This window comes from Streptomyces sp. SDT5-1, from assembly GCF_052245995.1.
In the GTDB taxonomy this organism is placed as follows: Bacteria; Actinomycetota; Actinomycetes; order Streptomycetales; family Streptomycetaceae; genus Streptomyces.
On record NZ_CM125963.1, the window covers coordinates 4392070 to 4415778 of the forward strand.

23 protein-coding genes are annotated in these 23709 nt (G+C 70.2%); 11 read left to right on the forward strand and 12 right to left on the reverse strand.

Annotated features, from left to right (window positions below; all coding sequences use genetic code 11):
- The first annotated feature begins 405 nt into the window (after positions 1-405).
- Positions 406-1884: a replicative DNA helicase gene (dnaB, locus tag ACTWJ8_RS20220; RefSeq protein WP_356386497.1), complete on the forward strand. Its 1479-nt coding sequence runs from the start codon at positions 406-408 to the stop codon at positions 1882-1884.
- An 89-nt stretch (positions 1885-1973) separates the two neighbouring features.
- Positions 1974-3356 (forward strand): serine hydrolase domain-containing protein, encoded by a 1383-nt coding sequence (locus ACTWJ8_RS20225; RefSeq protein WP_443259940.1) that lies wholly within the window; start codon positions 1974-1976, stop codon positions 3354-3356.
- Positions 3357-3448: 92 nt separating this feature from the next.
- Here ACTWJ8_RS20225 and ACTWJ8_RS20230 read toward each other — a convergent pair whose 3' ends face one another.
- Entirely contained in the window at positions 3449-3901 is a 453-nt protein-coding gene (locus ACTWJ8_RS20230) for a GNAT family N-acetyltransferase (RefSeq protein WP_443259941.1), read from the reverse strand.
- Positions 3902-3944: 43 nt separating this feature from the next.
- Entirely contained in the window at positions 3945-4403 is a 459-nt protein-coding gene (locus ACTWJ8_RS20235) for a MarR family winged helix-turn-helix transcriptional regulator (protein WP_356386489.1), read from the reverse strand.
- Between the two features lie 142 nt (positions 4404-4545).
- Here ACTWJ8_RS20235 and ACTWJ8_RS20240 point away from each other — a divergent pair, with 142 nt between their 5' ends.
- Together ACTWJ8_RS20240 and ACTWJ8_RS20245 are read left to right on the forward strand one after the other, a co-directional pair.
- A complete protein-coding gene (locus tag ACTWJ8_RS20240) occupies positions 4546-5751 on the forward strand; it encodes an MFS transporter (RefSeq protein ID WP_443259942.1) in 1206 nt (401 codons plus the stop codon).
- Positions 5752-5832: 81 nt separating this feature from the next.
- Complete coding sequence (locus ACTWJ8_RS20245) at positions 5833-6252, forward strand: GlcG/HbpS family heme-binding protein (RefSeq protein WP_443259943.1); 420 nt, start codon at positions 5833-5835, stop codon at positions 6250-6252.
- A gap of 68 nt (positions 6253-6320) precedes the next feature.
- Here the strand turns inward: ACTWJ8_RS20245 and ACTWJ8_RS20250 are convergent, their stop codons facing one another.
- Entirely contained in the window at positions 6321-7199 is an 879-nt protein-coding gene (locus ACTWJ8_RS20250; RefSeq protein ID WP_356386481.1) for a GNAT family N-acetyltransferase, read from the reverse strand.
- A 580-nt stretch (positions 7200-7779) separates the two neighbouring features.
- Here ACTWJ8_RS20250 and ACTWJ8_RS20255 point away from each other — a divergent pair.
- The gene (locus ACTWJ8_RS20255; RefSeq protein WP_443259944.1) at positions 7780-9138 is read left to right on the forward strand and encodes a globin domain-containing protein; all 1359 of its coding nucleotides are present in this window, start codon (positions 7780-7782) and stop codon (positions 9136-9138) included.
- 37 nt (positions 9139-9175) lie between these two features.
- On the opposite strand, the gene ACTWJ8_RS20260 is transcribed toward ACTWJ8_RS20255, so the two are convergent.
- The 5 genes from ACTWJ8_RS20260 to ACTWJ8_RS20280 form a co-directional block, all read right to left on the reverse strand.
- Positions 9176-9658 carry an NUDIX hydrolase gene (locus ACTWJ8_RS20260; protein ID WP_356386475.1) on the reverse strand — a complete coding sequence of 161 codons (483 nt, stop codon included), beginning with the start codon at positions 9656-9658 and terminating at the stop codon, positions 9176-9178.
- A 59-nt stretch (positions 9659-9717) separates the two neighbouring features.
- A complete protein-coding gene (locus ACTWJ8_RS20265; protein WP_356386472.1) occupies positions 9718-10623 on the reverse strand; it encodes a LysR family transcriptional regulator in 906 nt (301 codons plus the stop codon).
- 211 nt (positions 10624-10834) lie between these two features.
- Positions 10835-11980, reverse strand: a complete 1146-nt coding sequence (locus ACTWJ8_RS20270; protein ID WP_443259945.1) for a cystathionine gamma-lyase — start codon at positions 11978-11980, stop codon at positions 10835-10837.
- Complete coding sequence (locus ACTWJ8_RS20275) at positions 11977-12471, reverse strand: low molecular weight protein-tyrosine-phosphatase (RefSeq protein WP_356386466.1); 495 nt, start codon at positions 12469-12471, stop codon at positions 11977-11979. Before ACTWJ8_RS20275 ends, ACTWJ8_RS20270 begins: the two co-directional genes overlap by 4 nt.
- 10 nt (positions 12472-12481) lie before the next feature.
- On the reverse strand, positions 12482-12862 hold the full coding sequence (locus ACTWJ8_RS20280; RefSeq protein WP_356386463.1) for a phage holin family protein: 381 nt from the start codon (positions 12860-12862) through the stop codon (positions 12482-12484).
- 48 nt (positions 12863-12910) lie between these two features.
- Here ACTWJ8_RS20280 and ACTWJ8_RS20285 point away from each other — a divergent pair, with 48 nt between their 5' ends.
- The 4 genes from ACTWJ8_RS20285 (at position 12911) to ACTWJ8_RS20300 (ending at position 15151) form a co-directional block, all read left to right on the forward strand.
- Positions 12911-13228 carry a cupin domain-containing protein gene (locus ACTWJ8_RS20285; RefSeq protein ID WP_356386461.1) on the forward strand — a complete coding sequence of 106 codons (318 nt, stop codon included), beginning with the start codon at positions 12911-12913 and terminating at the stop codon, positions 13226-13228.
- Positions 13229-13404: 176 nt separating this feature from the next.
- Positions 13405-13620, forward strand: coding sequence for a DUF5326 family protein (locus tag ACTWJ8_RS20290; protein WP_356386751.1), 216 nt, complete (start codon positions 13405-13407; stop codon positions 13618-13620).
- Between the two features lie 186 nt (positions 13621-13806).
- Positions 13807-14586, forward strand: coding sequence for an IclR family transcriptional regulator (locus tag ACTWJ8_RS20295; protein WP_443259946.1), 780 nt, complete (start codon positions 13807-13809; stop codon positions 14584-14586).
- A 100-nt stretch (positions 14587-14686) separates the two neighbouring features.
- Positions 14687-15151, forward strand: a complete 465-nt coding sequence (locus ACTWJ8_RS20300) for an SsgA family sporulation/cell division regulator (protein WP_356386455.1) — start codon at positions 14687-14689, stop codon at positions 15149-15151.
- Positions 15152-15246: 95 nt separating this feature from the next.
- Here the strand turns inward: ACTWJ8_RS20300 and ACTWJ8_RS20305 are convergent, their stop codons facing one another.
- A complete protein-coding gene (locus ACTWJ8_RS20305) occupies positions 15247-16593 on the reverse strand; it encodes a YibE/F family protein (RefSeq protein WP_356386452.1) in 1347 nt (448 codons plus the stop codon).
- Between the two features lie 239 nt (positions 16594-16832).
- On the opposite strand from ACTWJ8_RS20305, the gene thiC reads away from it, so the two are divergent.
- A complete protein-coding gene (gene thiC / locus ACTWJ8_RS20310) occupies positions 16833-18620 on the forward strand; it encodes a phosphomethylpyrimidine synthase ThiC (RefSeq protein WP_356386449.1) in 1788 nt (595 codons plus the stop codon).
- Between the two features lie 82 nt (positions 18621-18702).
- Here the strand turns inward: thiC and ACTWJ8_RS20315 are convergent, their stop codons facing one another.
- The 3 genes from ACTWJ8_RS20315 to ACTWJ8_RS20325 all read right to left on the reverse strand — a co-directional run bounded on the left by ACTWJ8_RS20315 (position 18703) and on the right by ACTWJ8_RS20325 (position 22115).
- A complete protein-coding gene (locus ACTWJ8_RS20315; protein ID WP_356386446.1) occupies positions 18703-19530 on the reverse strand; it encodes a hypothetical protein in 828 nt (275 codons plus the stop codon).
- A 182-nt stretch (positions 19531-19712) separates the two neighbouring features.
- Entirely contained in the window at positions 19713-20795 is a 1083-nt protein-coding gene (locus tag ACTWJ8_RS20320; protein ID WP_443259947.1) for a metallophosphoesterase family protein, read from the reverse strand.
- Positions 20796-21002: 207 nt separating this feature from the next.
- A complete protein-coding gene (locus tag ACTWJ8_RS20325) occupies positions 21003-22115 on the reverse strand; it encodes a LacI family DNA-binding transcriptional regulator (RefSeq protein ID WP_356386440.1) in 1113 nt (370 codons plus the stop codon).
- Positions 22116-22482: 367 nt separating this feature from the next.
- Here ACTWJ8_RS20325 and hisC point away from each other — a divergent pair, with 367 nt between their 5' ends.
- Positions 22483-23562, forward strand: a complete 1080-nt coding sequence (gene hisC / locus ACTWJ8_RS20330) for a histidinol-phosphate transaminase (RefSeq protein WP_356386437.1) — start codon at positions 22483-22485, stop codon at positions 23560-23562.
- Positions 23563-23709 lie beyond the last annotated feature (147 nt).

Sequence of the window (23709 nt, forward strand, 5' to 3'; positions counted from 1 at the left end):
CTTTTGGAGCTCTTCCGCGTGTCGCGCGGCGGGGCCACGGGCGATCTTGGTCCGACTGGGGAAGTTTTTCTCCTGCACAGCCGGTGGATGGAAAAACCGCAGGTCAGGCCCCATGTGTGGGATCGGCTGAGTGCTTGTTCACAGCCCTGTCCACCGTGTCGTGCACAGGTTTTCCCCGGTTCTCCACAGCGAGGGGGCCGTCATCCACACCGCTTGTGGATAACCAGATTGGCTGACGGTGCCCACGCGCCTACCGTAGTGCGGCGCCCACCATGTCCAGCGACCTCGGAAACCTCACAAAACCGACGCGTCGAAAGCGGAGTTGGGCCTCTGATTTGTCAGTGTCGTGCCGTAGGAATGAGGGGCACGGCGAGGTCCGCTCGGCGGACGGGAGGAGGCGGCCCGGTGAGTATCTCCGAGCCTTTGGACGACCCCTGGGCCGACGACGGTCCCAGTGATCGCCTCCCCCCTTCCCGATCGTTCCGGGGCGGTGGCCGAGGCCAGGGCGATCAGCACGAGCGGGGCCGCGAGGGCGGCGGCTGGGACGAGGGCCCGGCCACGTTCGAGCGCGTCCCTCCGCAGGACCTGGACGCGGAGCAGTCCGTGCTCGGCGGCATGCTGCTGTCGAAGGACGCGATCGCGGACGTCGTGGAGGTCATCAAGGGCGCCGACTTCTACAAGCCGGCCCACGAAACGATCTTCCAGGCGATCCTCGACGTCTACGCCAAGGGCGAGCCCGCCGACCCGATCACCATCGCCGCCGAGCTGACCAAGCGCGGCGAGATCAACAAGGTGGGTGGCGCATCGTATCTGCACACCCTCGTGCAGACGGTCCCCACGGCGGCAAACGCCGAGTACTACGCGGAGATCGTCCATGAGCGCGCCGTGCTGCGCCGTCTCGTCGAGGCGGGCACGCGGATCACGCAGATGGGATACGCGGGCGACGACGACGTCGACGAGATCGTCAACAAGGCGCAGGCCGAGGTCTACGCCGTCACCGAGCAGCGCACCAGCGAGGACTACCTCCCGCTCGGCGACATCATGGAGGGCGCGCTCGACGAGATCGAGGCGATCGGATCGCGCAGCGGCGAGATGACCGGTGTGCCGACCGGCTTCACCGACTTCGACTCGCTGACCAACGGTCTGCACCCGGGCCAGATGATCGTCATCGCGGCCCGCCCCGCCATGGGTAAGTCGACGCTGGCGCTGGACTTCGCGCGCGCGGCGTCGATCAAGAACAACCTGCCCAGCGTCATCTTCTCCCTCGAAATGGGGCGCAACGAGATCGCGATGCGCCTGCTGTCGGCCGAGGCGCGCGTGGCCCTGCACCACATGCGCTCCGGCACGATGACGGACGAGGACTGGACGCGGCTCGCCCGCCGCATGCCCGAGGTCTCGGCCGCGCCGCTCTACATCGACGACTCCCCGAACCTGTCGATGATGGAGATCCGCGCGAAGTGCCGCCGCCTCAAGCAGCGCAACGACATCAAGCTCGTGATCATCGACTATCTGCAGCTGATGCAGGCCGGTGGCTCGAAGCGCTCCGAGAGCCGTCAGCAGGAGGTCTCGGACATGTCCCGAAACCTGAAGCTGCTCGCCAAGGAGCTGGAGATCCCGGTGATCGCGCTCTCACAGCTGAACCGTGGTCCCGAGCAGCGCACGGACAAGAAGCCGATGGTGTCCGACCTGCGTGAGTCCGGCTCCATCGAGCAGGACGCGGACATGGTCATCCTGCTGCACCGCGAGGACGCCTACGAGAAGGAGTCCCCGCGCGCGGGAGAGGCGGACATCATCGTGGGCAAGCACCGTAACGGTCCGACGGCCACGATCACCGTCGCCTTCCAGGGCCACTACTCGCGCTTCGTGGACATGGCGCAGACCTGATCGGGCGGGCGGCGGACCTGATCCGCGCGGAGATCCGCCCCGGGTGAAATCCGCTCGACGCGCGTCGGCGCGCGGGATGGACTGGGCGCATGACGACATCCCCGGAAGAGTTGCTGCCCACCACGCGTCGCGCCCTGCTGCACCGGATCGCCGTGGCACAGCGCGAGGGCCGCGCGCCGTCGCTCGTGGCCGCCGTCGCGCGGGACGGCGAGCTGGTGTGGACCGGCTCGCGCACCTCGGTGGACGGACACGGCCCTGACGAGCAAGTGCAGTACCGGATCGGCTCGATCACCAAGACCTTCACGGCCGTGCTGGTGCTGCGGCTGCGGGACGAGGGGCTGCTCGACCTCGCGGACCCGCTGGACAAGCATCTGCCCGGCACGGGCGCCGGTGCGGTGACCATCGCCGAACTCCTCGCCCACACCGGCGGGTTGGCCGCGGAGCCCCCGGGGGAATGGTGGGAGCGCAGCTCCGCCGAACTCCGCCCGACCCTCGCCGACGTCCTCGGTGAGCAGCCCTTCCGGCACCCCACCGGTCGCCGCCACCACTACTCGAACCCCGGCTACACGATCCTCGGCTCCCTGGTCGAGGCGGTGCGCGGGGTGCCCTGGGAGGAGGCCCTGCGCCGGGAGATCCTCGAGCCGCTGGGGCTGACACGGACCAGCGCCCATCCGCAGCAGCCGCATGCCGGGGGCTGGGCGGTGCATCCGTACGCCGATGTGCTGCTTCCGGAGCCGAGCGAGGACCTGGGCCTCATGGCGCCCGCGGGCCAACTCTGGTCGACGACAAGGGACTTGGCGGTCTTTGCCTCCTTCCTCGCAGTCGGCGACGACCGGGTGCTGAGCGCAGATTCCGTCCGCGAGCTGCGGACGCCGGCCGCGCCGGTCGTGCCGGGCGACTGGGAGGCGTCGTACGGGCTCGGCATGCAGGTGGTGCGCGGCGGCGGCCTCACCCTGGCCGGGCACAGCGGTTCGCTGCCCGGGTTCGTGGCGGGCCTGTGGCTCTGCGAGGAGGAGGGGCTCGTGGCGGTAGCACTCGCCAACTGCACCTCGGGGGTGCCCGCGGCGACGCTCGCCGCCGAGCTGCTGGCGATCGTCGCTGAGGCGGAGCCGAGGCTGCCCGAGCCGTGGCGCCCGCTGCCCGAGGTGAATCCGTCGGTACTGGAGTTGGCCGGGCCGTGGTTCTGGGGGACGCAGGCCGTGGTGCTGCGCCTGGCGGCCGACGGCGGCGTGGAGATCGGCCCCGCGGCCGCGGGCGGTCGGCGCTCCCGTTTCCGGTCGAACGGCGACGGAACCTGGACCGGGCTCGACGGCTACTACGCGGGGGAGCCGCTCCGTGCCGTGCGGCGGGAGGACGGCTCGGTGAGCCACCTCGACCTCGGGTCCTTCGTCTTCACGCGTGAGCCGTACCCGGTGGACGGGCCGATCCCCGGCGGAGTGGATCCGGAGGGCTGGCGGGGGCTTCCTCGCTGAGGCGCCGAGGGCGTCGTTTCACGTGAAACGACGCCCTGTTCCACGCGGTCCCGGCTGAAGACCTCCCGGTCCCAGCCGAAGTTTTCTCCCGGTCACAGCTGAAGCTTGAAGCCCAGGTGCGAGCTCACGAAGCCGAGCCGCTCGTAGAAGCGGTGGGCGTCGGTGCGGGTGGCGTCCGAGGTGAGCTGCACCAACTGGCAGTCCTGGCGCCGGGACTCGTCGACGGCCCACTCGATGAGGCGGGTGCCGAGGCCGCTCCCGCGCTCGTCCGCGTGGACGCGGACGCCCTCGATGATCGAGCGGGTGGAGCCCTTGCGGGAGAGTCCCGGGATGATGCTGAGCTGAAGCGTCCCCACCACGCGGCCCTCGCGCACGGCGACCACGAGATGCTGATTCGGATCGGCATTCAGGCGCGCGTGCGCGGCGAGGTACGGCGTGAGGTCGTCCGGCGACTCCCGCTGAGCGCCCAGCGGGTCGTCGGCCAGCATGGCGACAATCTCCGGCACGTCGTCGACGGCGGCCGGCCTGATCTCAAGATCTCCCATGGCCCGCAGCCTATGCGGGGCGCTCCGCAGGCGGGGCCGCGGCCTAGGCGACGGCGTGCAGCCCCTCGACCGCCTTGACCAAGGGGGCGAGGTCCGGATTCTCGGCCGCGGCGTCGAGTGCCTCCCGAAGGGCCGCCGAGTTCGTCGGGCGGGCCTCTTCCAGGAGCTTGAAGCCCTCCTCGGAGACGTTCGTGTAGATGCCTCGGCGGTCGGTCGGGCACAGATAGCGGGAGAGCAGGCCACGCTCCTCGAGCCGGGTGACCAGTCGGGTGGTCGCGCTCTGGCTGAGGACGACGGCGTCGGCCACCTGCTTCATCTGCAGATGTCCGCCCTCTCCGTCGTGCTGTCGGCTCAGAACGTCGAGCAGCGAGTACTCGCGCACGCTCAACCCGTGCTGGGCCTGCAGCGCGCGCTCGATGTGGCTCTCGATCTTCCCGTGCAGCAGGGAGAGCGCGCACCAGCCCTGAGCAAGGGCGGTCAGTGCGGGGTCTGTGGCGGTCATGACTCGTGATTCCTCCGTCCCGGAGCGGCTCAGCCCAGGGTAGTCGATGTTCGCGGTTGCCCGCGCTTGCAATTAACCCGCGTACGCAATTATTGTGAGGTCTCGTAAAGCGCACCCGCAACAGTCTGGAAGGGACCCCTCCATGCCTCTCGCGCTTCTCGCCCTCGCGATCGGGGCCTTCGGGATCGGAACCACGGAATTCGTGATCATGGGATTGCTCCCAGAGGTCGCGGGTGACTTCGGCGTCTCCATCCCCACGGCCGGCTATCTGGTGACCGGCTACGCGCTCGGCGTGATGTTCGGCGCCCCGCTGATGACGGCCCTGGGCACGCGCATCCCGCGCAAGCGGATGCTGATGCGCCTGCTCGGCTTCTTCATCGTCGGCAACCTGCTCTCCGCCATCGCACCCGTCTTCGCCGTCATGCTGATCGGCCGCGTGGTCGCCTCGCTCGCCCACGGCGCGTTCTTCGGCATCGGCTCCGTCGTCGCCGCCGAGCTGGTGGCGCCGGAGAAGAAGGCCGGGGCGATCGCCATGATGTTCACCGGTCTGACCGTCGCCAACGTGGTCGGCGTCCCGCTCGGCACGTTCATCGGCCAGTCCGTCGGCTGGCGCGTGACCTTCACGGTCGTCGCCGCGCTCGGCGTCATCGGCCTCGCCGGCATCGCCAAGCTCGTCCCCGACCTGCCCAAGCCGGAGGGCGTGCGGCTCCGCCACGAGCTGGCCGCGTTCAAGAACGTGCAGGTCGTGCTCGCCATGGCGATGACCGTGCTCGGCTTCGGCGGTGTCTTCGCGGCCATCACCTACATCGCGCCGATGATGACGCACGTCGCCGGCTTCGCGGACGGCTCCGTCACCTGGCTCATGGTCCTCTTCGGCCTCGGCATGGTGGCGGGCAACCTCATCGGCGGAAAGTTCGCCGACCGTGCCCTGATGCCGATGCTGTACGTGTCGCTGGGCGCGCTCGCCCTGGTGCTCGCGCTGTTCACGTTCACCGCGCACAACGAGATCCTGTCCGCGATCTCCATCGTGCTGATCGGCGCGTTCGGCTTCGCCACCGTGCCGCCGCTCCAGAAGCGCGTCCTCGACCAGGCGTCCGGCGCCCCGACCCTGGCGTCCGCCGTCAACATCGGCGCCTTCAACCTCGGCAACGCGCTTTCCGCCTGGCTCGGCGGCATGGTCATCGCCGCAGGCTTCGGCTACACCTCCCCGAACTGGGTCGGCGCCCTGCTCGCCGCGGCCGCCCTCGTGCTCGCCGTGGTGTCCGCGACTCTCGAGCGCCGCTCGACCACCCCGAGCCGGATCGTCGCCGCCGCCGAGCAGCCGCACGCCGAGCCCGCCCACCACTGACCCGACCTCCGGCGAGCGGGGCCGACGCCGCCCCCGCTCCGCAGCCCCCCCTCAGCACCACCCCGCAAGGAGCACCACCTCATGAGCACCACCGCAGTCACCCCGCTCAGCACGCAGGACGCCGAGACCCTGGTCTCCGCCGCCCGCCTCGCCGCCGAAGCGGCCGGGATCACGGTCAGCGTCACCGTCCTCGACGCGGGCGGCCACCTCCTGGCCTTCCGCCGTGACGACCGCGCCGTCCTCATCTCCGGCGAGACCAGCACCCGCAAGGCGTACACCGCGCTCCAGCTGAACGCGCCCACCGCCGAGCTCGTCGACCTGGTCAAGCCCGAAGGACCCTTCCACAGTCTGCCCACCGCGCTCGACCGGCCGCTGCTGTTCATCGCCGGCGGACTGCCGATCCACCGCGACGGCCGCCTCATCGGCGCCATCGGCGTCGGCGGCGGCGCCCCCGAGCAGGACCACGGCTTCGCCACCGCGGCCGTGGAGGCCCTCGCGTAACGACGCGGGAGCGCCCCGGACTCGCCCCAAGTAACCGCGTCAGAGCGGTGCTTGGGGCGGACGTGCGTTCAGCCCGCGGCCACCGTCAGAGGAGCGAAGCGGCGGGTCCAGTCGCCGGGCAGGTCCGAAGCCCCGTGGTTCATCACCGCGTTGAGCGCGATGCCCTCGAGCCCGTGCTCCTTGAGCCAGCCGAGCAGTTCCTCGTGGCGTACGTCGATGTCGGTGCGCAGCGGCCGGTCGGTGCCCGCCGCGAGCGAGGCCACCAGGGCCTGCGCCGTCGCGGCGTCCCGGGCGACGAGCGGGCCGATGACGTGCGTGTCCTCGTTGGGCCAGGCGGCCGCGTAGCCGATGAGCGCACCATCGGGGCCGTCGTCCACCGCCACCCGCAACTGGTCGGCGAAGGCGGGGAGTCGGGTGAGGACATGCGTACGGTCGGGGCCGAACACCTCCGCGTCCAGGCGCAGAATCGCCTGAAGGTCCTCCGCCGTGGCCGCGCGGGTGGCGACGGCGGGCCGGTCGTCCCCGCCCGCGACGAACCGGCCGCGCACCATCTCGGCCCGCCCGGTGACCTTGAATCCCAACTCCTCGTAGAGCGGCCGCCCGTACGGCGTCGCGTGGAGGGTGAGCGGCGTGGTGCCCGCCCGCTCGACGACGTGGCGCATCAGACGCCTGCCGACGCCCTGGCGTGCATGGCGCTCGGCGACCAGCACCATGCCGATCGCGCGGAGTTCGGGCCGCTCCCGGGGGCCGTAATCGGTCACCACACAGGCGCTGACGAGTCCGCCGTCGGGGTCGTCGATGCCGTATCCGGTACCGGCGGAGAGCAGCAGCCGCCATTTGTGTTCCTCGCGGGGCCAGCCGCGGTTCTCGGAGAGGTCGGCGCAGGCGAGGACGTCGCGCGGGGTGAGCCGGCGGATGGGCAGGTCGGAGAGCGAAGGTGTCGACACGCAGGTCAGGCTGTCGGACTTCACCCGGTGGCGTCCACCGCTTTCTCCACAGTGCCCCGGTGCTTTCGCCCACGCGGGGAGTTTCACGTGAAACATGGCGCCGGGGGGCGGCTCTTGTCGGCATGCGAAGGCGCACGGCGTGCTAATTGGCGCCCCACAGCCGCTAATTGAGCAATTTACGAACCGGCCGAGGAACGCTTAATCCGCGCTTATGCCGGGAGGGGGTTGTCGCCCTCGGGGCGGCCGGTATGGTCGGATCCGGATCGCACCGGGTGGCCGCGGAAGGCCGAGGGGAAGCCCGTGATGCGCGCAGGCCAACGCAGCCTAACGGGATGGAGAGATCGAAGACCTGCACTTTCCGCTTTGCGTTCGAGGCAATGCCGCCGGGTGGCAGGCTGCGGTGAGGGGACTGCGGACAATGTCACACTCTTGGCTTACTTGTCAGTAGCCGTCCGGAATGCAGTGTTCAATGTGGACTGCATTGTCGTCGAGGCACGCCGGGGGAAAGCCCACAGATTCCGAGCGGGAGCAGCTCGGAAGTACGTTGACCGACCGAAATATGTTCGAGGCGAGGCACAGCATGGACGCTCCGACCACTACGCCGTCGGCCGGTTCCGGTCCGGACGGCGGAGACGGCTGGTTCACGCCGCGCAAGGCCCCGCAGCCGTCCACCACGGATTCCGGACAGGAAGCCGTGCCGGAGGAGCACCGAATACCGGAGCCCCGGCAGCGCCCGACCGCACAGCCGTCGCACCAGCCCGCCCCGCCCCGTGCCGCCGAGACGCCCGGCCCCCCGGCCGCCTCCGCGCGCACCGCTCCCTCGCACGCCTCGCCCGACGCGATCCTCGTCCGCCGCACGATGGAGGAGATCGGCCCCGTCGCCGACCGCGTCACCTCGTACTTCTACGCCCTGCTCTTCGTGCGCCACCCCGAGCTGCGCCCGCTCTTCCCCGCGGCGATGGACACCCAGCGCGACCGGATCCTCAAGGCGCTGCTGACCGCCGCCGAGCACATCGACGACAAGGTCGTCCTCGTCCCGTACCTGAAGAACCTGGGGCGCGGACACCGCAAGTACGGCACACAGGCCGAGCACTACCCGGCCGTCGGCGAGTGCCTGATCGCCGCGCTCACCCAGTACGCCACGACCACGTGGAGCGCGGAGACCGAGGCCGCGTGGGTGCGCACGTACACGACGATCTCCCAGGTCATGATCGACGCGGCGGCCGAGGACGAGCTGACCGCACCGGCCTGGTGGATGGCCGAGGTCGTCTCGCACGATCTGCGCACGCCGGACGTCGCCGTCGTGACGGTGCGGCCCGACCAGCCGTACCCGTTCCTCGCCGGGCAGTACACGACGCTGGAGACGCCGTGGTGGCCGCGGATCTGGCGGCACTACTCGTTCGCGTCCGCGCCCCGCTCGGACGGGCTGCTCTCGTTCCACGTGAAGGCGGTCCCGGCCGGCTGGGTCTCCAACGCCCTGGTGCACCGGGCACGCCCCGGCGACGTGCTGCGCCTCGGCCCGCCCGCCGGCTCCATGACCGTCGACCACACCACCGACAGCGGACTGCTCTGTCTGGGCGGCGGCACCGGCATCGCGCCCATCAAGGCGCTCGTCGAGGACGTGGCCGAGCACGGGCACCAGCGCTCGGTCGAGGTCTTCTACGGCGCCCGCACCCATCACGACCTGTACGACATCGACACGATGCTGCGCCTCCAGCAGAGCCACCCGTGGCTCTCGGTGCGCCCGATCATCGACCAGCAGGCCCATCTCCAGCTGCCGGACGCGGTGCGGGAGTACGGGCCCTGGAACGAGTACGACGCCTATCTCTCCGGCCCGCCCGGCATGATCCGCAGCAGCATCGACACCCTGCGGCGCATCGGCATCCCCGGCAGCCGCATCCGGCACGACTCGGTGGAGGACCTGGTCGCGGCGGACTGAGCCCCGCCGCAGGCCAACGGCCCCGGGTGGTCGGGTGTCAGCCCAGGTCGGGCGCGTGCATCGCCCGTACGCCCTCGATGTTGCCGTCCAGGTAGTGGCGCAGCGAGAGCGGCACGAGATGGACCGAGGCGATACCGACGCGGGTGAACGGCACCCGCACGATCTCGTAGCTGCCGCACGGGTCCTCGACCTCGGGGCCGTGCCGCTGGTCGGTGTCCATGGACTCCAGGCGGCAGACGAAGAAGTGCTGGACCTTCACGCCGGTCGCGCCGCCGTCCTCGCCGATGTGCTCGACGGTGTCCACGAAGCAGGGCACCACATCGACGATCTTGGCGCCGAGTTCCTCGTGCACCTCTCGATGGAGGGCATCGACGACGGTCGTGTCATCCGGCTCGACACCGCCACCGGGGGTCACCCAGTACGGATCGACGCCGGGCTTGGTCCGCTTGATCAGAATCAGGTCGTCGCCGTCCAGCAGGACGGCACGTGCGGTGCGCTTGACCACGGGTCGGACGGTCATGGGAGAAATGTGGCCCGGCTGGTTCCACGTGAAACATCCCGTACCGCGCACCGTCCCGCTCACGACCAGTCGACGGCAGCGCGCAGCAGCCACTCGTGCGCCCGCGCGATATGCGGCATGGCGAGTGTGCCGGTGCGCACCACCAAGAAGTACGTGCGCAGCGGGGGCACGGGCGGGTCGAGCAGGGCGACGATCTCCCCGCGCTCCAGGCTCCCCTCGCACAGATAGCGCGGCAGGACGGCGAGTCCCGCTCCCGCGATCACACAGGCGAGGACCGCACGCAGATCCGGCACCACGACCGTGCCGGATACGGCGGGCCGGCAGTCGAAGACCGCCGCCCAGTAGCGGGTGACCAGGGGCAGCGACTCGTGCACCTCGACCACCGGGAACTTCTCCAGGGACGGCGCAGCGCCGCGATGCAGCATGCCGGGGCCGACCCGGGCCGCGAGCCGAGGGGCGGCGACCAGCACATGCTCCTCGTCGCAGAGCGGAGTCGCGGTGAGCAGGGCGCCGCGTGGACGGGCCGTCGCGATGGCCAGATCGTGATGCCCCGCGGCGAGCCCTTCCAGGGTCTCCTCGGCCGTGCCGAAGCTCGCCCGTAACGCGATGCCCTGCCCGTCGTCGCGGTTCAGGGCCGTGAGCGCGGGCAGCGCGCGCTCGGCCGTGAACTCCGGCGGACCGGCCAGGTGCAGCGTGCGTAGGGCCGATTCCTCGTCGAGCCCCGTCTCGGCGATCTCCACGAGCGCGTCGAGATGCGGGGCCGCCTTGTGGGCCAGCTCGTCGCCGATCGTCGTGGGCGTCACCCCGCGGGCCTGGCGCAGGAAGAGCGGGCGGCCCAACTGCCGCTCGAGCGTGCGTATCTGGGAGGTGACCGCCGGCTGGGACAGGCCGAGCAGGGCGGCGGCACGGGTGAACGAACCGGCGCGGTGCACCGTCACAAAGGTGCGCAGCAACGCGAGATCCATCGCGGCACGCCTCCCTCCCCGGCCCCCGAACCGCGCCCAACTATAAATAAGTCGATAGGTCTCTGTCGCTACCGTGATTGGACACTGACACAGAGTCAACTAGCCTTGTTCGCGCGGTTCTTCGCGCGAAGAATCCGGGACGGTCCGAGCCACGAGGGGGGAGGCTCGGACCGTCCGTTCTGCGTAGCGCGGTACTAGCGGCGCGGCTCCATCAGCGTGCCCCGGCCTCGTCCAGCGCTCGCAGCACGTCCGCCACCAGGTCCTCCGTGTTCTCGGCGCCCGCGGAGAAGCGGATGAAGCCCTCGGCGACGGCGTCCCCGCCCCAGCGCCCGCGCCGCTCAGCGGTGGACCGCACGCCGCCGAAGCTCGTGGCGTCGTCCACCAGGGTCAGGGCGTCGAGGAACCGCTCGGCCTGCGCCCGCGAGGGCAGCTCGAAGGAGACCACACAGCCGAAGCGCCGCATCTGACGCGCGGCGACGGCGTGCGCCGGGTCGCCGGGCAGCCCGGGATGGCGCACCCCGAAGACGTCCGCTCGTTCGAGCAGGGCACGGGCGACGGCCAGCGCGTTGGCGCTCTGCCGCTCGGCGCGCAGTTCGAGCGTGGCGAGGGAGCGGTGCGCGAGCCAGGTCTCCATCGGCCCGGGGATCGCCCCGACGATCTTGCGCCAGCGGCGCACCCCGGCCAGCAGTTCGGCATCGGCGCACGCGACGTAGCCGAGCAGCAGGTCGCCGTGGCCCGTGAGTTGCTTGGTGGCGCTGGCCACGGAGAAGTCAGCGCCGAGTTCGATGGGCCGCTGCCCCAGCGGCGTCGCGAGCGTGTTGTCGACCGCGACCAGCGCCCCGCGCGCGTGGGCGGCCTCCGCGAGACGCCGGACGTCGCAGACGTCGAGGCCCGGGTTGGACGGCGTCTCCAGCCACAGCAGGCGCGCCCCGTCCAGCACGTCGAGCTGCGCGTCCGCACCGGTCGGCGCGGTGCGCACCTCGATGCCGTACGCCGTGAGCTGCTCGCGGACCAGCGGGAAGACCTGGTAGCCGTCGGACGGCAGGACCACCGCGTCGCCCGCGCGCAGCTGCGAGAAGAGGACCGCGGAGATCGCCGCCATCCCGGAGCCGAAGGCCAGCGCCGCCGCGTCGGAGCGCCCCGGAGCCTCGAGTTCGGCGACGGCCCGCTCCAGATGTGTCCACGTCGGGTTCTCGTCGCGGCCGTACGCGTAGGGCCCCGACACATCGCCGGGAAGGTGGAAGTGTGCGGCGAACACCGGTCCCGGCAGGGTCGGTTCGTTCTTGACCGGGTCGGGAAGACCGGCCCGTACCGCCCGCGTGCCGTCTCCCGGACCCTGTGTCGAGGGCTGCGTCATCGGTTCCGCTCCTCCACTGCCTCGCGTACGGACTCCAACAGGCCGTCGGCCGCCGCCTCGACGAGCTTCAGACAGGCCTCGAAGCCGCCCAGGTCGCCGTAGTACGGGTCGGGGACGTCCAGGTCCTCCGGGGCCGCCCCGGCGTCGTAGGAGCGCAGCAGGCGCACCTTGGCGGCGTCCTCGGGCGTCGGGGCCAGGCGGCGCAGGGTGTGCAGATGGCCGGCGTCGAGGGCGACCACCAGATCGAGGCGGGCGAACCAGTCGCGGTGGAAGCGGCGGGCCGTGTGCTCGGCGTCGTAGCCGCTCTCGGTGAGCACGTGGACGGTGCGCGGGTCGGCGCCCTCACCCTCGTGCCAGCCGTCCGTGCCCGCGCTGTCGACCTCGACGAGGCCGCCGAGCCCCGCGTCCTCGACGCGGGCGCGGAACACGTGCTCGGCCATGGGCGAGCGGCAGATGTTGCCGGTGCAGACGAAACAGACGCGGTAGGTCATCCGGAGGCTCTCAGTCCTTGCCGTCGGGCAGCACGACGTTCAGCGCCCAGGAGACGATCGAGACGATCAGGCCGCCGAGGATCGCGGTCCAGAAACCGTCGACGTGGAAGCTCAGGTCGACCTGGTCGGCGAGCCACGAGGTCAGCAGCAGCATCAGGGCGTTCACGATCAGCGTGATCAGGCCGAGCGTGAGAATGAACAGCGGGAAGGTCAGGAGTTTCACGATCGGCTTCACGATCACGTTGACCAGACCGAAGATGAGCGCGACGAGGATCAGCGTGCCGACCTTCTTGCCGGTGCTGTCGCCGGTCAGGGTGATCTTGTCGAGCACCCAGACCGCGACGGCCAGGGCCCCCGCGTTGGCGATCGTCTTGACGAGGAAATTCTTCATGTGTCTGATCGTGGCAGACGTTACTGGTGACAGGGGTGGACGAGGTCGATGAAGGCGTTCCGGCTGGATGAACTCGAGGCGGAGAGAGCCGCCAACGACGGGGCGTATCTGCAGTTTCTGCGGGAGCGCAACATGTCGGTGGGGCTGTACGCGCTCGACGCGGGCACCCAGGACCCGCAGCAGCCGCACGGACAGGACGAGGTCTACCTCGTGGTCAGCGGACGCGGTTCGATCACCGTGGGGATGGAGACCACACAGGTCGCCAGGGGCAGCGTGGTGTACGTGCCGGCCGGGGTCGCCCACAAGTTCCACCACATCAGCGAGGACCTGCGCGTTCTCGTCGTCTTCTCGCCCCCGGAGGGCTGACCGCGCCGCAGGGCCGAGGCCGAGCCTCCGGGTTCCCTAAGGGTCGGGTCAGGGGAGGACAAGGGATCGGAAGGGCCCGCGCGGCCCTTCGACGTGCCAGCATCGAAGCAGCAGCCTCGAAGAGACGTCGGACGTCTCGGAGAGACAGGGAAAGACACAACAAAGGAGCGATGGCAGTGCGAGAGATATTCGCGGACATGCCGTGGTGGGTGAAGTGGGTCGCGGTGCCGGTCATCGCCATCGTCGTGTTCGGCGGACTGATCGCGAGCGTCGTCGGCTTCGTGATCGGACTGCTGTTCAAGGTCCTGGTGTTCGCCGCACTGGTCGGTGGACTCATCTTCGTCGTACGGAAATTCATGACCGGCTCGTCGTCGCGGAGCCGCGACTGGTGATGTTCGGCGCACTCGTGTGCGGGTCCCGGTCGTTGCGGCGCGCGACCTTTCGCACGACCGGGGGAAGTTTCCCAGCGCGGCGGGCGACGATCGGTGGCCAAGGGTTAGAGTCCGGAATTCGATGGCTTTAGACCCCTGCGAGCCCCGAGGACGCGGGGGGTTCCCCACGCGCATCGGGAGTGAACCTTGGCCACGGTCGACACCGCACCCGCCGCCGCACGGCAGACGCTCATCGGGTCCGTCCAGCGGGCCATGCGGCTGCTCGAGGCGGTCGCCGCGCACGACGACGGGGCGCCGGCCAAGCAGCTCGCCAGGGAAGCCGGCCTCGCCCTTCCCACCGCGTACCACCTGCTCCGCACCCTGGCCCACGAGGGCTACCTCCGCCGGGAGAACGGCGTCTTCGTCTTCGGTGACGCCGCCGAGCGTCTGAGCAGCAGCGGAGCGCAGCAGAATCGTCGCAGCATGATCACCGACGCGCTGCGGCACTGGCGCGACACCATAGGGGTCCCGGTCTACTTCGCGGTCTACCGCGACGGCGAGATCGAGCTGATCGCCGTCGCCGACACTCCGGCCAATCCCGCCGTCGAGGAGTGGGCCGACTTCCGGGAGACCGGCCATGCCCACGCCATCGGCCAGTGCCTGCTCTCCCAGCTCGACGAGGCGGCCCGCAGGGATCACCTGGACCGCTACCCCGCGCAGTCGATCACCCCGTACTCGGTACGGGACGATCGCGCGCTGCTGCGGAAGCTGAGCCGGGTGGGGCGCATGGAGCCCGTGATCGAGCGTCAGGAGTACGCGCTGGGCACCGCCTGCGCCGCGTTTCCGCTGACCATCGGCTCGACCGCGGCGACGTTGGCCATTTCTCTCCCTTCCCATCAGGCGGAGAAACTGCTGCCCACGGCCCGCCGGTTGCAGCACGAGATCGGCAGGCTCGTAGGAACACTCGCCTTCTCTATCAGCATTTGAAAACTCACTCCTTGTAATCCTGTGTGTACGTTGAGCAAGATGCCAGCAGTGTCAGGGAGGTAATTCCTGGCCAATCGACGGCAAGTTGACGGGGTAGGCGATGCGCGAGTCGGTACAAGCAGTTCAGGCAGAGGTCATGATGAGCTTCCTCGTTTCCGAGGAGCTCTCGTTCCGCATTCCGGTGGAGCTCCGGTACGAGTCCACCGATCCGTACGCGGTGCGGCTGACCTTCCATCTCCCCGGAGACGCGCCCGTGACCTGGGCATTCGGCAGGGAACTCCTCGTCGACGGCGTCAACGGGGCAAGCGGTGAGGGAGACGTGCAGGTCACACCGGTGGAGCGGGTGGGCGGCGCGGTCGGCGAGATGCCGGGCGAGGTGCACATCAGGCTCCAGGTCGGCGCGGACCAGGCGCTGTTCCGTGCCGGGGTCGCACCGCTCGTCGCGTTCCTCGACCGGACGGACAAGCTCGTCCCGCTCGGTCAGGAGGAGGCGGGCGCGGACTTCGAGTCCGACCTCGACGAGGCCCTCGACCGGATCCTCGCCGAGGAACAGAGCGCGGGCTGACTCCCCTTCGGCCCGTACGACCCACGGCGGTTCGCACGAATCACGACGCGACGTAACGCTTCAGCAGCGCGGTGCGCCCGAGCAGTTCCGCGCCCTCAGCGTTTACGTCGCCGGCCTCGGCCTCCGCGTCCAGGAGCGGGAGCGGCCCCCTCGGGCCCCCGTGCGTCCGGCCGGTCGGCGGAGACCACGAGCGCCGCGAGCGCGGTGGTCACCGGCACCGAGGCGACCAGGCCGATCGAGCCGACCAGCGTGCGCACGATCTCCTCGGCGACCAGCTCGCTGTTGGCCACGTCGGCGACGCTGCTCTGCGCGATCGAGAAGAGCAGCAGCAGCGGCAGTGCGGCGCCCGCGTAGGCCAGGACGAGCGTGTTGACGACGGACGCGATGTGGTCGCGGCCGATGCGGATCGCGGCCCGGTACAGGGCGCGGCGGCCCATCGTCGGATTCGCCTCGTGCAGCTCCCACACGGCCGAGGTCTGCGTGACCGTCACGTCGTCGAGCACGCCGAGCGAGCCGATGATGACGCCGGCCAGCAGCAGACCGCTCATGTCGATGTCCGGGTACAGGCCGTGGATCAGGCCCGTGTTGTCGTCGGTGTTGCCCGTCAGGGCGGCCCAGCCGATGAACAGCGAGCCGAGCAGGCCGATCAGCAGCAGCGAGACGAGCGTGCCGAGCACGGCGACGGAGGTTCTGGCCGACAGGCCGTGGCACATGTAGAGCGCGATCAGCATGATGGCGCTGGCGCCGACCACCGCGACGATCAGGGGATTCGACCCCTGGAGAATCGCGGGCAGGATGAAGAAGGTCAGCACCAGGAAGCTGATCGCGAGCGCGATCAGCGCCATGACGCCCCGCATCCGGCCGACGACGACCACCGCCAGGGCGAAGATTCCGGCCAGCAGCACCATCGGGATCTTGCGGTTCACGTCGGTGACCGAGTACTGGAGATTCTTCGGCGCGTCCGGCGCGTAGGCCGCGATCACCTTCTGGCCCTCGTGCAGCTGCCGGGGCGAATCCGGCTGGACGACCTCGGTGAACGTACGGCCCTTGTCCTTGCCGGTGTCGATCCGGATCGTCGCGTTCTCGCAGGTGCCGCCGGACGGCTTCTCACCCGTGGTGCCCTGCTGCGTGGGATCACCGGGCGGGGTCTGGCTCTGGGCGTGCACGGAGGAGCAGTCGACCTTCTCGACGCGGGTTACCGTGGCCTGCTGCGTCTGCCGGTCGAAGCCGACGCCGCTGCGCTCGTGCGGGGGCGCGCCGCCCGGCCAGAGCACCGCGAGGCCCACGACGACCGCGACCGAGAACGGGATCAGCACGGCCGCGATCACCTTGCGCAGGTGCCGCGAGACGGGCGCCGCGGGTCCGTGGCCATGGCCGTGTCCGTGGCTGTGCGCGTGCGGCGGATGAGGCGGCGGAGGAGGGGGCTGCTGGGTGGTGGTCACCGCCCGATCATCGCAAGAACCGAGGGGGCCCTCTGTTCAACGCGGCGTACGGGACGTTAGCGTGGAGGCGCTTTTGCCATCGCGGGAGCTCGGAGCACCGGGCTGAGAGGGCGCTGACCTTCGTCCCAGCAGGGCGTTTCACGTGAAACAGCGTGGAACACCACGAAGCTGAGGACGGATACGGCTGCGTCGACCGCTGAACCTGTTACCGGGTAATGCCGGCGTAGGGAGTAGGTCTCATGACCACAACGGACGCACACACGCCTGCCTCCACCTCGACCGAGGGCTCGACCGAGGAGGCCGGCCAGTCCATCGGCTGGCACAAGGGGTACATCCGGGGCTCGCGCCCCGACCTCCAGGTGCCGGTCCGTCAAGTGCACCTCACCAATGGACAGTCGGTCACGCTGTACGACACCTCAGGCCCGTACACCGACCCGACCGTCGACACCGATGTCCGCCGCGGTCTCGCGCCGCTGCGGGAGAACTGGATCATCGCCCGCGGCGACACCGAGGAGTACGCGGGCCGCCCCGTCCGACCCGAGGACGACGGCATCAAGCACACGTCGCCGCGTGGGGGCCTGCGCAACCTCGACGCGGTCTTCCCCGGCCGCCCGCGCCAGCCGCGCCGCGGCCGGTCCGGCCAGGCCGTGACCCAACTCGCGTACGCGCGCCGGGGCGAGATCACCCCGGAGATGGAGTACGTGGCCCTCCGGGAGAACGTCGCGCCCGAGGTCGTCCGCGAGGAGATCGCGGCCGGCCGCGCCGTGCTGCCCGCGAACGTCAACCACCCGGAGATCGAGCCGATGATCATCGGCAAGCGGTTCCTGGTGAAGGTCAACGCCAACATCGGCAACTCGGCCGTGACGAGCTCCATCGAGGAGGAGGTGGAGAAGATGACGTGGGCGACCCGCTGGGGCGCCGACACCGTCATGGACCTCTCCACCGGCCGCAACATCCACACCACGCGCGAGTGGGTGCTGCGCAACTCCCCCGTGCCGATCGGCACCGTGCCGCTCTACCAGGCGCTCGAGAAGGTCGACGGCAAGGCCGAGGAACTGACCTGGGAGATCTACAAGGACACGGTCATCGAGCAGGCCGAGCAGGGCGTGGACTACATGACCGTCCACGCCGGTGTCCGCCTCCCGTACGTGCCGCTGACCGCCGACCGCAAGACCGGCATCGTCTCGCGCGGCGGGTCGATCATGGCCGCGTGGTGCCTCGCGCACCACAAGGAGAGCTTCCTCTACGAGAACTTCGAGGAGCTCTGCGAGATCCTCGCGGCGTACGACGTCACGTACTCACTCGGCGACGGGCTGCGGCCCGGCTCCATCGCGGACGCCAACGACGAGGCGCAGTTCGCGGAGCTGAGGACGCTCGGCGAGCTGAACTCCATCGCCAAGCGGCACAACGTGCAGACCATGATCGAGGGCCCGGGCCACGTCCCGATGCACAAGATCAAGGAGAACATCGACCTCCAGCAGGAGATCTGCGAGGAGGCGCCGTTCTACACGCTCGGCCCGCTGACCACCGACGTCGCCCCGGCGTACGACCACATCACGTCCGGGATCGGCGCCGCGATGATCGCCTGGTGGGGCACGGCGATGCTCTGCTACGTCACGCCGAAGGAGCACCTGGGCCTGCCCAACCGCGACGACGTGAAGACCGGTGTCATCACGTACAAGATCGCGGCGCACGCGGCGGACCTCGCCAAGGGGCACCCGGACGCGCAGGCCTGGGACGACGCGCTGTCCGACGCCCGCTTCGAGTTCCGGTGGGAGGACCAGTTCAACCTGGCCCTCGACCCGGACACGGCACGGGAGTTCCACGACGAGACGCTGCCGGCGGAGCCCGCGAAGACGGCGCACTTCTGCTCGATGTGCGGGCCGAAGTTCTGCTCGATGAAGATCTCGCAGGACATCCGGCGCGAGCACGGCACCACCGCTTCGGAGATCGAGGCGGGCATGGACCAGAAGTCCAAGGAGTTCGCGCAGGCGGGCAACCGCGTGTATCTGCCGATCGCCGACTGACGCGTCAGCGCACGACGGTGGGGCCCCTCGGGTGCGAGGGGCCTCCTCGTCGCCCCCGGCGCGGTGCGTGCGTGCCGGGGGATCAGTCCGGCTGGTGGTCAGGGCCGCCGAAGTCCGGACTTGAGAAGTCCGGGCTCGAATAGCCGGCGCGCTGGCCCGTGGCCGTGCCACCGCCGTCGGGACTGCTGAACCCCGGCCTGTTGTAGCCGAGATGGGGCATGCGCCCGACGCCGCCGCCGCGGCTCCCCAGGTGCGGTCCCGCACCCGCCGAGGGATCCGCCAGGGCGTCCCGCAGGAACGGCAGGATGCCCTTCTCCAGGAGCGCGGCGCGCCAGGCTTCCCTGGCCTGCTTCACTTCCTCGCTCGCCTCGCCGTGCGCGCTCGCCTGGAGCGACGTCGCGCCGTTGCGCAGCGCCGCGAGCAGCAGACAGACGGCCGCTACGAGCATGCTCGCCGCCGTGATCGCGCCGAAGACCCAACCGAACGTGAGCAGGGTGTCGGCGAAACCGGGCGCCGGGTTCAGCATGCTCAGGACGTAGCCCACGACCAGGAAGATCAGGGCGGCGGTCCCGGCGAGGACCGGGGCGAGCACGACGGCGACCGCGGCGACGCCCGGTCCCGTGCTCTCCCCGCTGCTGGTGTTGCCTCCTTCGCGTAGTGGACGCAGGAGCCGCGGCGTGGAGCGCAGCTCCTCGCGCACCGTGACGTAGCGCTGGTACTCCTCCGTGGCCGCCGTGTTGATCAGGGCCGCGGCGCCCAGCGCCATCGTGCGCAGTTGTTCGGGGTTGAGCCGCTGTCCCACCGCGGCGAGATCAGGGCGGTCCGGTGCGGTACGCAGCGCCTCATCGAGGAGCCGCTCGAACTCGGGGCGGTCCTCGTTCAGCAAATGCGGAGCGCTGTTCATGTGCATCCCCCGATGCTCCGTAGGGCTTGGTGGCCCGCATGGGTGCGAGCCGTCGGGCAGAAACGGAGGGGAGCCTGCTACGGATAAGGCGATGGTAGAGCTGTCACGGCGCGCGGTGACAGGGGGTTTCCGGAAATTGGCCCGGGGGCCGGGCGGATCCTCCGCTTTCGCGTGTTCCCCGCGAACTCTCAGGCATCCATGGGAAGTTGCTGGACGAGCAGTTTTCCGGCCATGGTCACGCCGCCGTCCATGGCGATGGCAAGGCCGTTCGCGTACACGTGCGGGCCTTCGACGGGGGGCCTGCTGTCCTCGCCCTCGCCGTCCTCGCCGCCGACCTCGCCGAGCAGGTACGGGATCGGGCTGTGGCCGTGCACGATGCGCGAGCCGCCGTAGGTGTCGAGGAGCTGCCGCACGGCGCCGGGCCCCGACTCCTCGTCCTTGAACGCGAACCGCTTGGTGAACTTGCGGAACAGGTCCCAGCACTCGTCCGCGTCGTTGCGCGTGAGGGTCTCACGGACCGTGTCGTTGACGGCCTCGATGGAGTCCCCGTAGTCGAGGTACGCGGTGGTGTCCGAGTGCGTGAGGAGGTGGTCGTCCTCGATCTCGATCGCGTCGAGCCGGGACATCCACTGGAGGTGCACGTCCTGGAGGCGGTCCATGTCGGCCTTCTGCCCGCCGTTGAGCAACCAGGCCGCCTGGAAGGTGGCGGTGCCCGCCCCGGAGTTGACGGGCGTGTCGCCGAACCGCTTCGCACCGAGCAGCAGCAGCTCGTGGTTGCCCATCAGCGCCTTGCAGTAGCCGCCCGCGGCCGCAGCCTCGGCGGACAGCCGCATCACGAGGTCGATGACGCCGATCCCGTCGGGCCCGCGGTCGGTGAAGTCGCCGAGGAACCACAGGCGCGCGGTTCCCGCCGCCCAGTTCCCCTCGCCGTCGATCAGGCCCTTCTCGCGGAGCGCGGCGAGCAGCTCGTCCAGATAGCCGTGCACGTCGCCGACGACGTACAGCGGGCCGAGCCCCTCGTCGCCCGTGGGCGCGGGCTGTGCGGCGTCGACCTGGATCTGGACGGTGTCGCCCCTGTTGATGACGGGGAGGTCGCGCTCGGTGGGCGTGTAGCCGTCGGGATACGCCTCGGGCGCCTCGGGTGCCTCGGCACCGGGGACGGGGTCGGTCGGCTGTACGTTCGCCGGTACGTCATGAACGTACGCGGGAACACGGAAGTCGCGCAGCGTCTCCGTGCGCGCTGCGGGTCCCAGACCGGCCCCCTGAGTCATCGACCCCTCCACCACCATTGCGCCGCCTGTGCACCGTATCGGACTGCCTGGTCGCAGCGGCCCGCGGTGTCGTGCGCCCATCATAGGAATGCGGCTCGCGCTGTGTGATGCACCAGGGGTGGTGAATCGGTGACGGGCGGCTGATCACCGTGCATTTCTCCCGAATTGGTGTGGACTTTTCTTCTCGGTGGCGGGCGGCGGGGGCGGTCAGCCCTTCCCCGGGGAGCGGGGCGGGCTGACCGTGGTGCGGTGCGGGCGGCGCTGGGACGAGGTCCGCACGATGAGTTCGGTCGGCATCACCTGCTCGACCGGCTGGTCGGACTCCACCCCTTCGATGGCGTCGATGAGGAGCTGGACGACGGAGGTCCCGATCCGCCGCGGCTTGAGCGACAGGGTGGTGATGGGCGGCTCCGTGTTCGCGTACACATTCGACTCGCTGCAGCACACCAGCAGCAGGTCGTCGGGGACCCGAAGCCCGTAGCGCCGCGCCGCGGCGAGCAGATCGGTCCCGTTGGGGTCGAACAGGCCGTAGACCGCGTCGGGGCGGTCGGGCCGGGCGAGCAGCCGGTCGGCGGCGACGGCGCCCGCGCAGGGGTCGTGCGCGGGGTACGACTCGTAGACCGGCTCCTGCCCGATCCGCTCGCACCAGCTCAGATACGCGGAGGTGGACAGGTGGGTGTACGTGTCGGTGGTGGTGCCGGTGAGCAGGCCGATGCGGCGGGCGCCGGACTCGGCGAGGTGGTCGAGGATGCCGAGGACGGCGGCCTCGTGGTCGTTGTCGACCCAGGCGGTCACGGGCAGGGTGCCCGCGGGACGTCCGTCCGAGACGACGGGCAGGCCCTGGCGGACCAGCTCGGTGACGACCGGGTCGTGGTCGGAGGGGTCGATGACGACGGTGCCGTCGAGCGCGACGTTCGACCACACGTCGTGGCGTGAGGTGGCGGGCAGGATGACGAGGGCGTACCCGCGGGCGAGCGCGGCGGAGGTGGCGGCTCGGGCCATCTCCGCGAAGTACGCGAATTCTGTGAAGGTGAAAGGTTCATCCCCGTACGTGGTCACGGTCAGGCCGATGAGGCCCGACTTGCCCGTACGGAGCGTGCGGGCGGCCGCGGAGGGGCGATAGCCCAACCGGTCGGCGACCTCGCGGACGTGGCGTCGGGTGGCGTCCGGGAGCCGGCCCTTGCCGTTGAGCGCGTCGGACACGGTCGTGATCGAGACCCCGGCGGCTGCGGCAACGTCTCTGATGCCCGCCCGGCCGGGCCGGGTGCCCCTGCGGGTCGTCTCTGCCCGGCTCACCTGGTGCTTCCCTGCTGCTGTCATGGCGAGCCGATAGTAGGGCTCATTCGGCTGCATGGTGGGGGTGCATATGCAGGCGTTGACAGGCACGTTTCTGCAAGGTGATGACCCCTCATCTCCCTTGGAATACAAGAGAGTTGCTGGTCGTCGCAGTGGTACATCACTTGTCGTCCGGTGCGGGCCTGCCAAGTCGGCGATGTTGCGAGTCGGTCTCAACTCACCTGCACGGGTGACGCGCGCCACGGCGCGAGCCACCGGCGCACGGCAGGACGAGGGGCGCTCCCCCCTCCCCGTACGCCTCGGGAGGTGCCTCGGACTCGGCCCATTGGGGTGCGCGGCGAATCCTCTTAAGGTGAGCAGTATTGGAACGGTGCCCCTGAGGAGGACTGCGGTGAGCGAGACCAACCCCAAGCTGCGCGCGGAGCTGGCGGGGATCCCCGCCTACAAGCCCGGCAAGCCGGCTGCTGCCGGGGGGCCGGTGGCGTACAAGCTGTCCTCCAACGAGAATCCGTATCCGCCGCTGCCCGGGGTGATGGAGCAGGCGGTCGCCGCGGCCGGGACCTTCAACCGGTACCCGGACATGGCGTGCACCGGCCTGATGAACGAGCTGTCCGACCGTTTCGGTGTGCCCGTCAGTCATCTGGCCACGGGCACGGGCTCGGTCGGCGTCGCGCAGCAGCTGCTCCAGGCGACCTCCGGGCCCGGTGACGAGGTCATCTACGCCTGGCGGTCCTTCGAGGCGTACCCGATCATCACGCAGATCAGCGGGGCGAAGTCGGTGCAGGTGCCGCTCACGCCGAGCGAGGACCACGACCTCGACGCGATGGCGGACGCCGTCACCGACCGGACCCGTCTGATCTTCGTCTGCAACCCCAACAATCCCACGGGCAACGCCATCCGCCGCCCCGAGCTCGAGCGCTTCCTCGACCGGGTGCCCTCGGACGTGCTGGTCGTGCTGGACGAGGCGTACCGGGAGTTCATCCGCGACCCCGAGGTGCCGGACGGCGTCGAGATCTACCGGGACCGGCCGAACGTGGCGGTGCTGCGCACCTTCTCCAAGGCGTACGGGCTCGCGGGGCTGCGGGTGGGCTTCGCCATCGCGCACGAGCCGGTCGCGGCGGCGCTGCGCAAGACGGCGGTCCCCTTCGGTGTGAGCCAGCTCGCACAGGACGCGGCGGTCGCCTCGCTGCGCGCGGAGGACGAGCTGCTCGGCCGGGTCGGCTCGCTGGTGGGCGAGCGCACCCGGGTCGTCGAGGGGCTGCGGGGGCAGGGCTGGACGGTGCCCGAGACGCAGGCGAACTTCGTGTGGCTGCGCCTGGGGGAGAAGACGATGGACTTCGCGGCGGCCTGTGAGCAGGCGGGTGTGGTCGTGCGGCCGTTCGCGGGCGAGGGCGTGCGGGCCACGATCGCGGAGACCGAGGCCAACGACATCTTCCTGCAGGTGGCCGAGGAGTTCCGCAAGGAGCTGTAGGGACGCCGCGCGTTGGCGCCCGCATCGTAGTGACAGGGGTCTCCCGGATTAACGGGGGACCCCCCTTCGTATGCCGACAACCAGTACGACATAATGCTTGTGAATGTGAACGCGTTCACAAGCGTGTCCCGGTTCCTCCCGGGATTT

What these genes read in the sequence shown, in the direction of transcription:
- ACTWJ8_RS20225 (WP_443259940.1), top strand. Translation starts at nt 1,974, where the DNA reads ATGACGACATCCCCGGAAGAGTTGCTGCCCACCACGCGTCGCGCCCTG.
- ACTWJ8_RS20230 (WP_443259941.1), bottom strand. Translation starts at nt 3,901, where the DNA reads ATGGGAGATCTTGAGATCAGGCCGGCCGCCGTCGACGACGTGCCGGAG.
- ACTWJ8_RS20235 (WP_356386489.1), bottom strand. Translation starts at nt 4,403, where the DNA reads ATGACCGCCACAGACCCCGCACTGACCGCCCTTGCTCAGGGCTGGTGC.
- ACTWJ8_RS20240 (WP_443259942.1), top strand. Translation starts at nt 4,546, where the DNA reads ATGCCTCTCGCGCTTCTCGCCCTCGCGATCGGGGCCTTCGGGATCGGA.
- ACTWJ8_RS20245 (WP_443259943.1), top strand. Translation starts at nt 5,833, where the DNA reads ATGAGCACCACCGCAGTCACCCCGCTCAGCACGCAGGACGCCGAGACC.
- ACTWJ8_RS20255 (WP_443259944.1), top strand. Translation starts at nt 7,780, where the DNA reads ATGGACGCTCCGACCACTACGCCGTCGGCCGGTTCCGGTCCGGACGGC.
- ACTWJ8_RS20260 (WP_356386475.1), bottom strand. Translation starts at nt 9,658, where the DNA reads ATGACCGTCCGACCCGTGGTCAAGCGCACCGCACGTGCCGTCCTGCTG.
- ACTWJ8_RS20265 (WP_356386472.1), bottom strand. Translation starts at nt 10,623, where the DNA reads ATGGATCTCGCGTTGCTGCGCACCTTTGTGACGGTGCACCGCGCCGGT.
- ACTWJ8_RS20270 (WP_443259945.1), bottom strand. Translation starts at nt 11,980, where the DNA reads ATGACGCAGCCCTCGACACAGGGTCCGGGAGACGGCACGCGGGCGGTA.
- ACTWJ8_RS20275 (WP_356386466.1), bottom strand. Translation starts at nt 12,471, where the DNA reads ATGACCTACCGCGTCTGTTTCGTCTGCACCGGCAACATCTGCCGCTCG.
- ACTWJ8_RS20280 (WP_356386463.1), bottom strand. Translation starts at nt 12,862, where the DNA reads ATGAAGAATTTCCTCGTCAAGACGATCGCCAACGCGGGGGCCCTGGCC.
- ACTWJ8_RS20285 (WP_356386461.1), top strand. Translation starts at nt 12,911, where the DNA reads ATGAAGGCGTTCCGGCTGGATGAACTCGAGGCGGAGAGAGCCGCCAAC.
- ACTWJ8_RS20300 (WP_356386455.1), top strand. Translation starts at nt 14,687, where the DNA reads ATGCGCGAGTCGGTACAAGCAGTTCAGGCAGAGGTCATGATGAGCTTC.
- thiC (WP_356386449.1), top strand. Translation starts at nt 16,833, where the DNA reads ATGACCACAACGGACGCACACACGCCTGCCTCCACCTCGACCGAGGGC.
- ACTWJ8_RS20315 (WP_356386446.1), bottom strand. Translation starts at nt 19,530, where the DNA reads ATGCACATGAACAGCGCTCCGCATTTGCTGAACGAGGACCGCCCCGAG.
- ACTWJ8_RS20320 (WP_443259947.1), bottom strand. Translation starts at nt 20,795, where the DNA reads ATGACTCAGGGGGCCGGTCTGGGACCCGCAGCGCGCACGGAGACGCTG.
- ACTWJ8_RS20325 (WP_356386440.1), bottom strand. Translation starts at nt 22,115, where the DNA reads ATGACAGCAGCAGGGAAGCACCAGGTGAGCCGGGCAGAGACGACCCGC.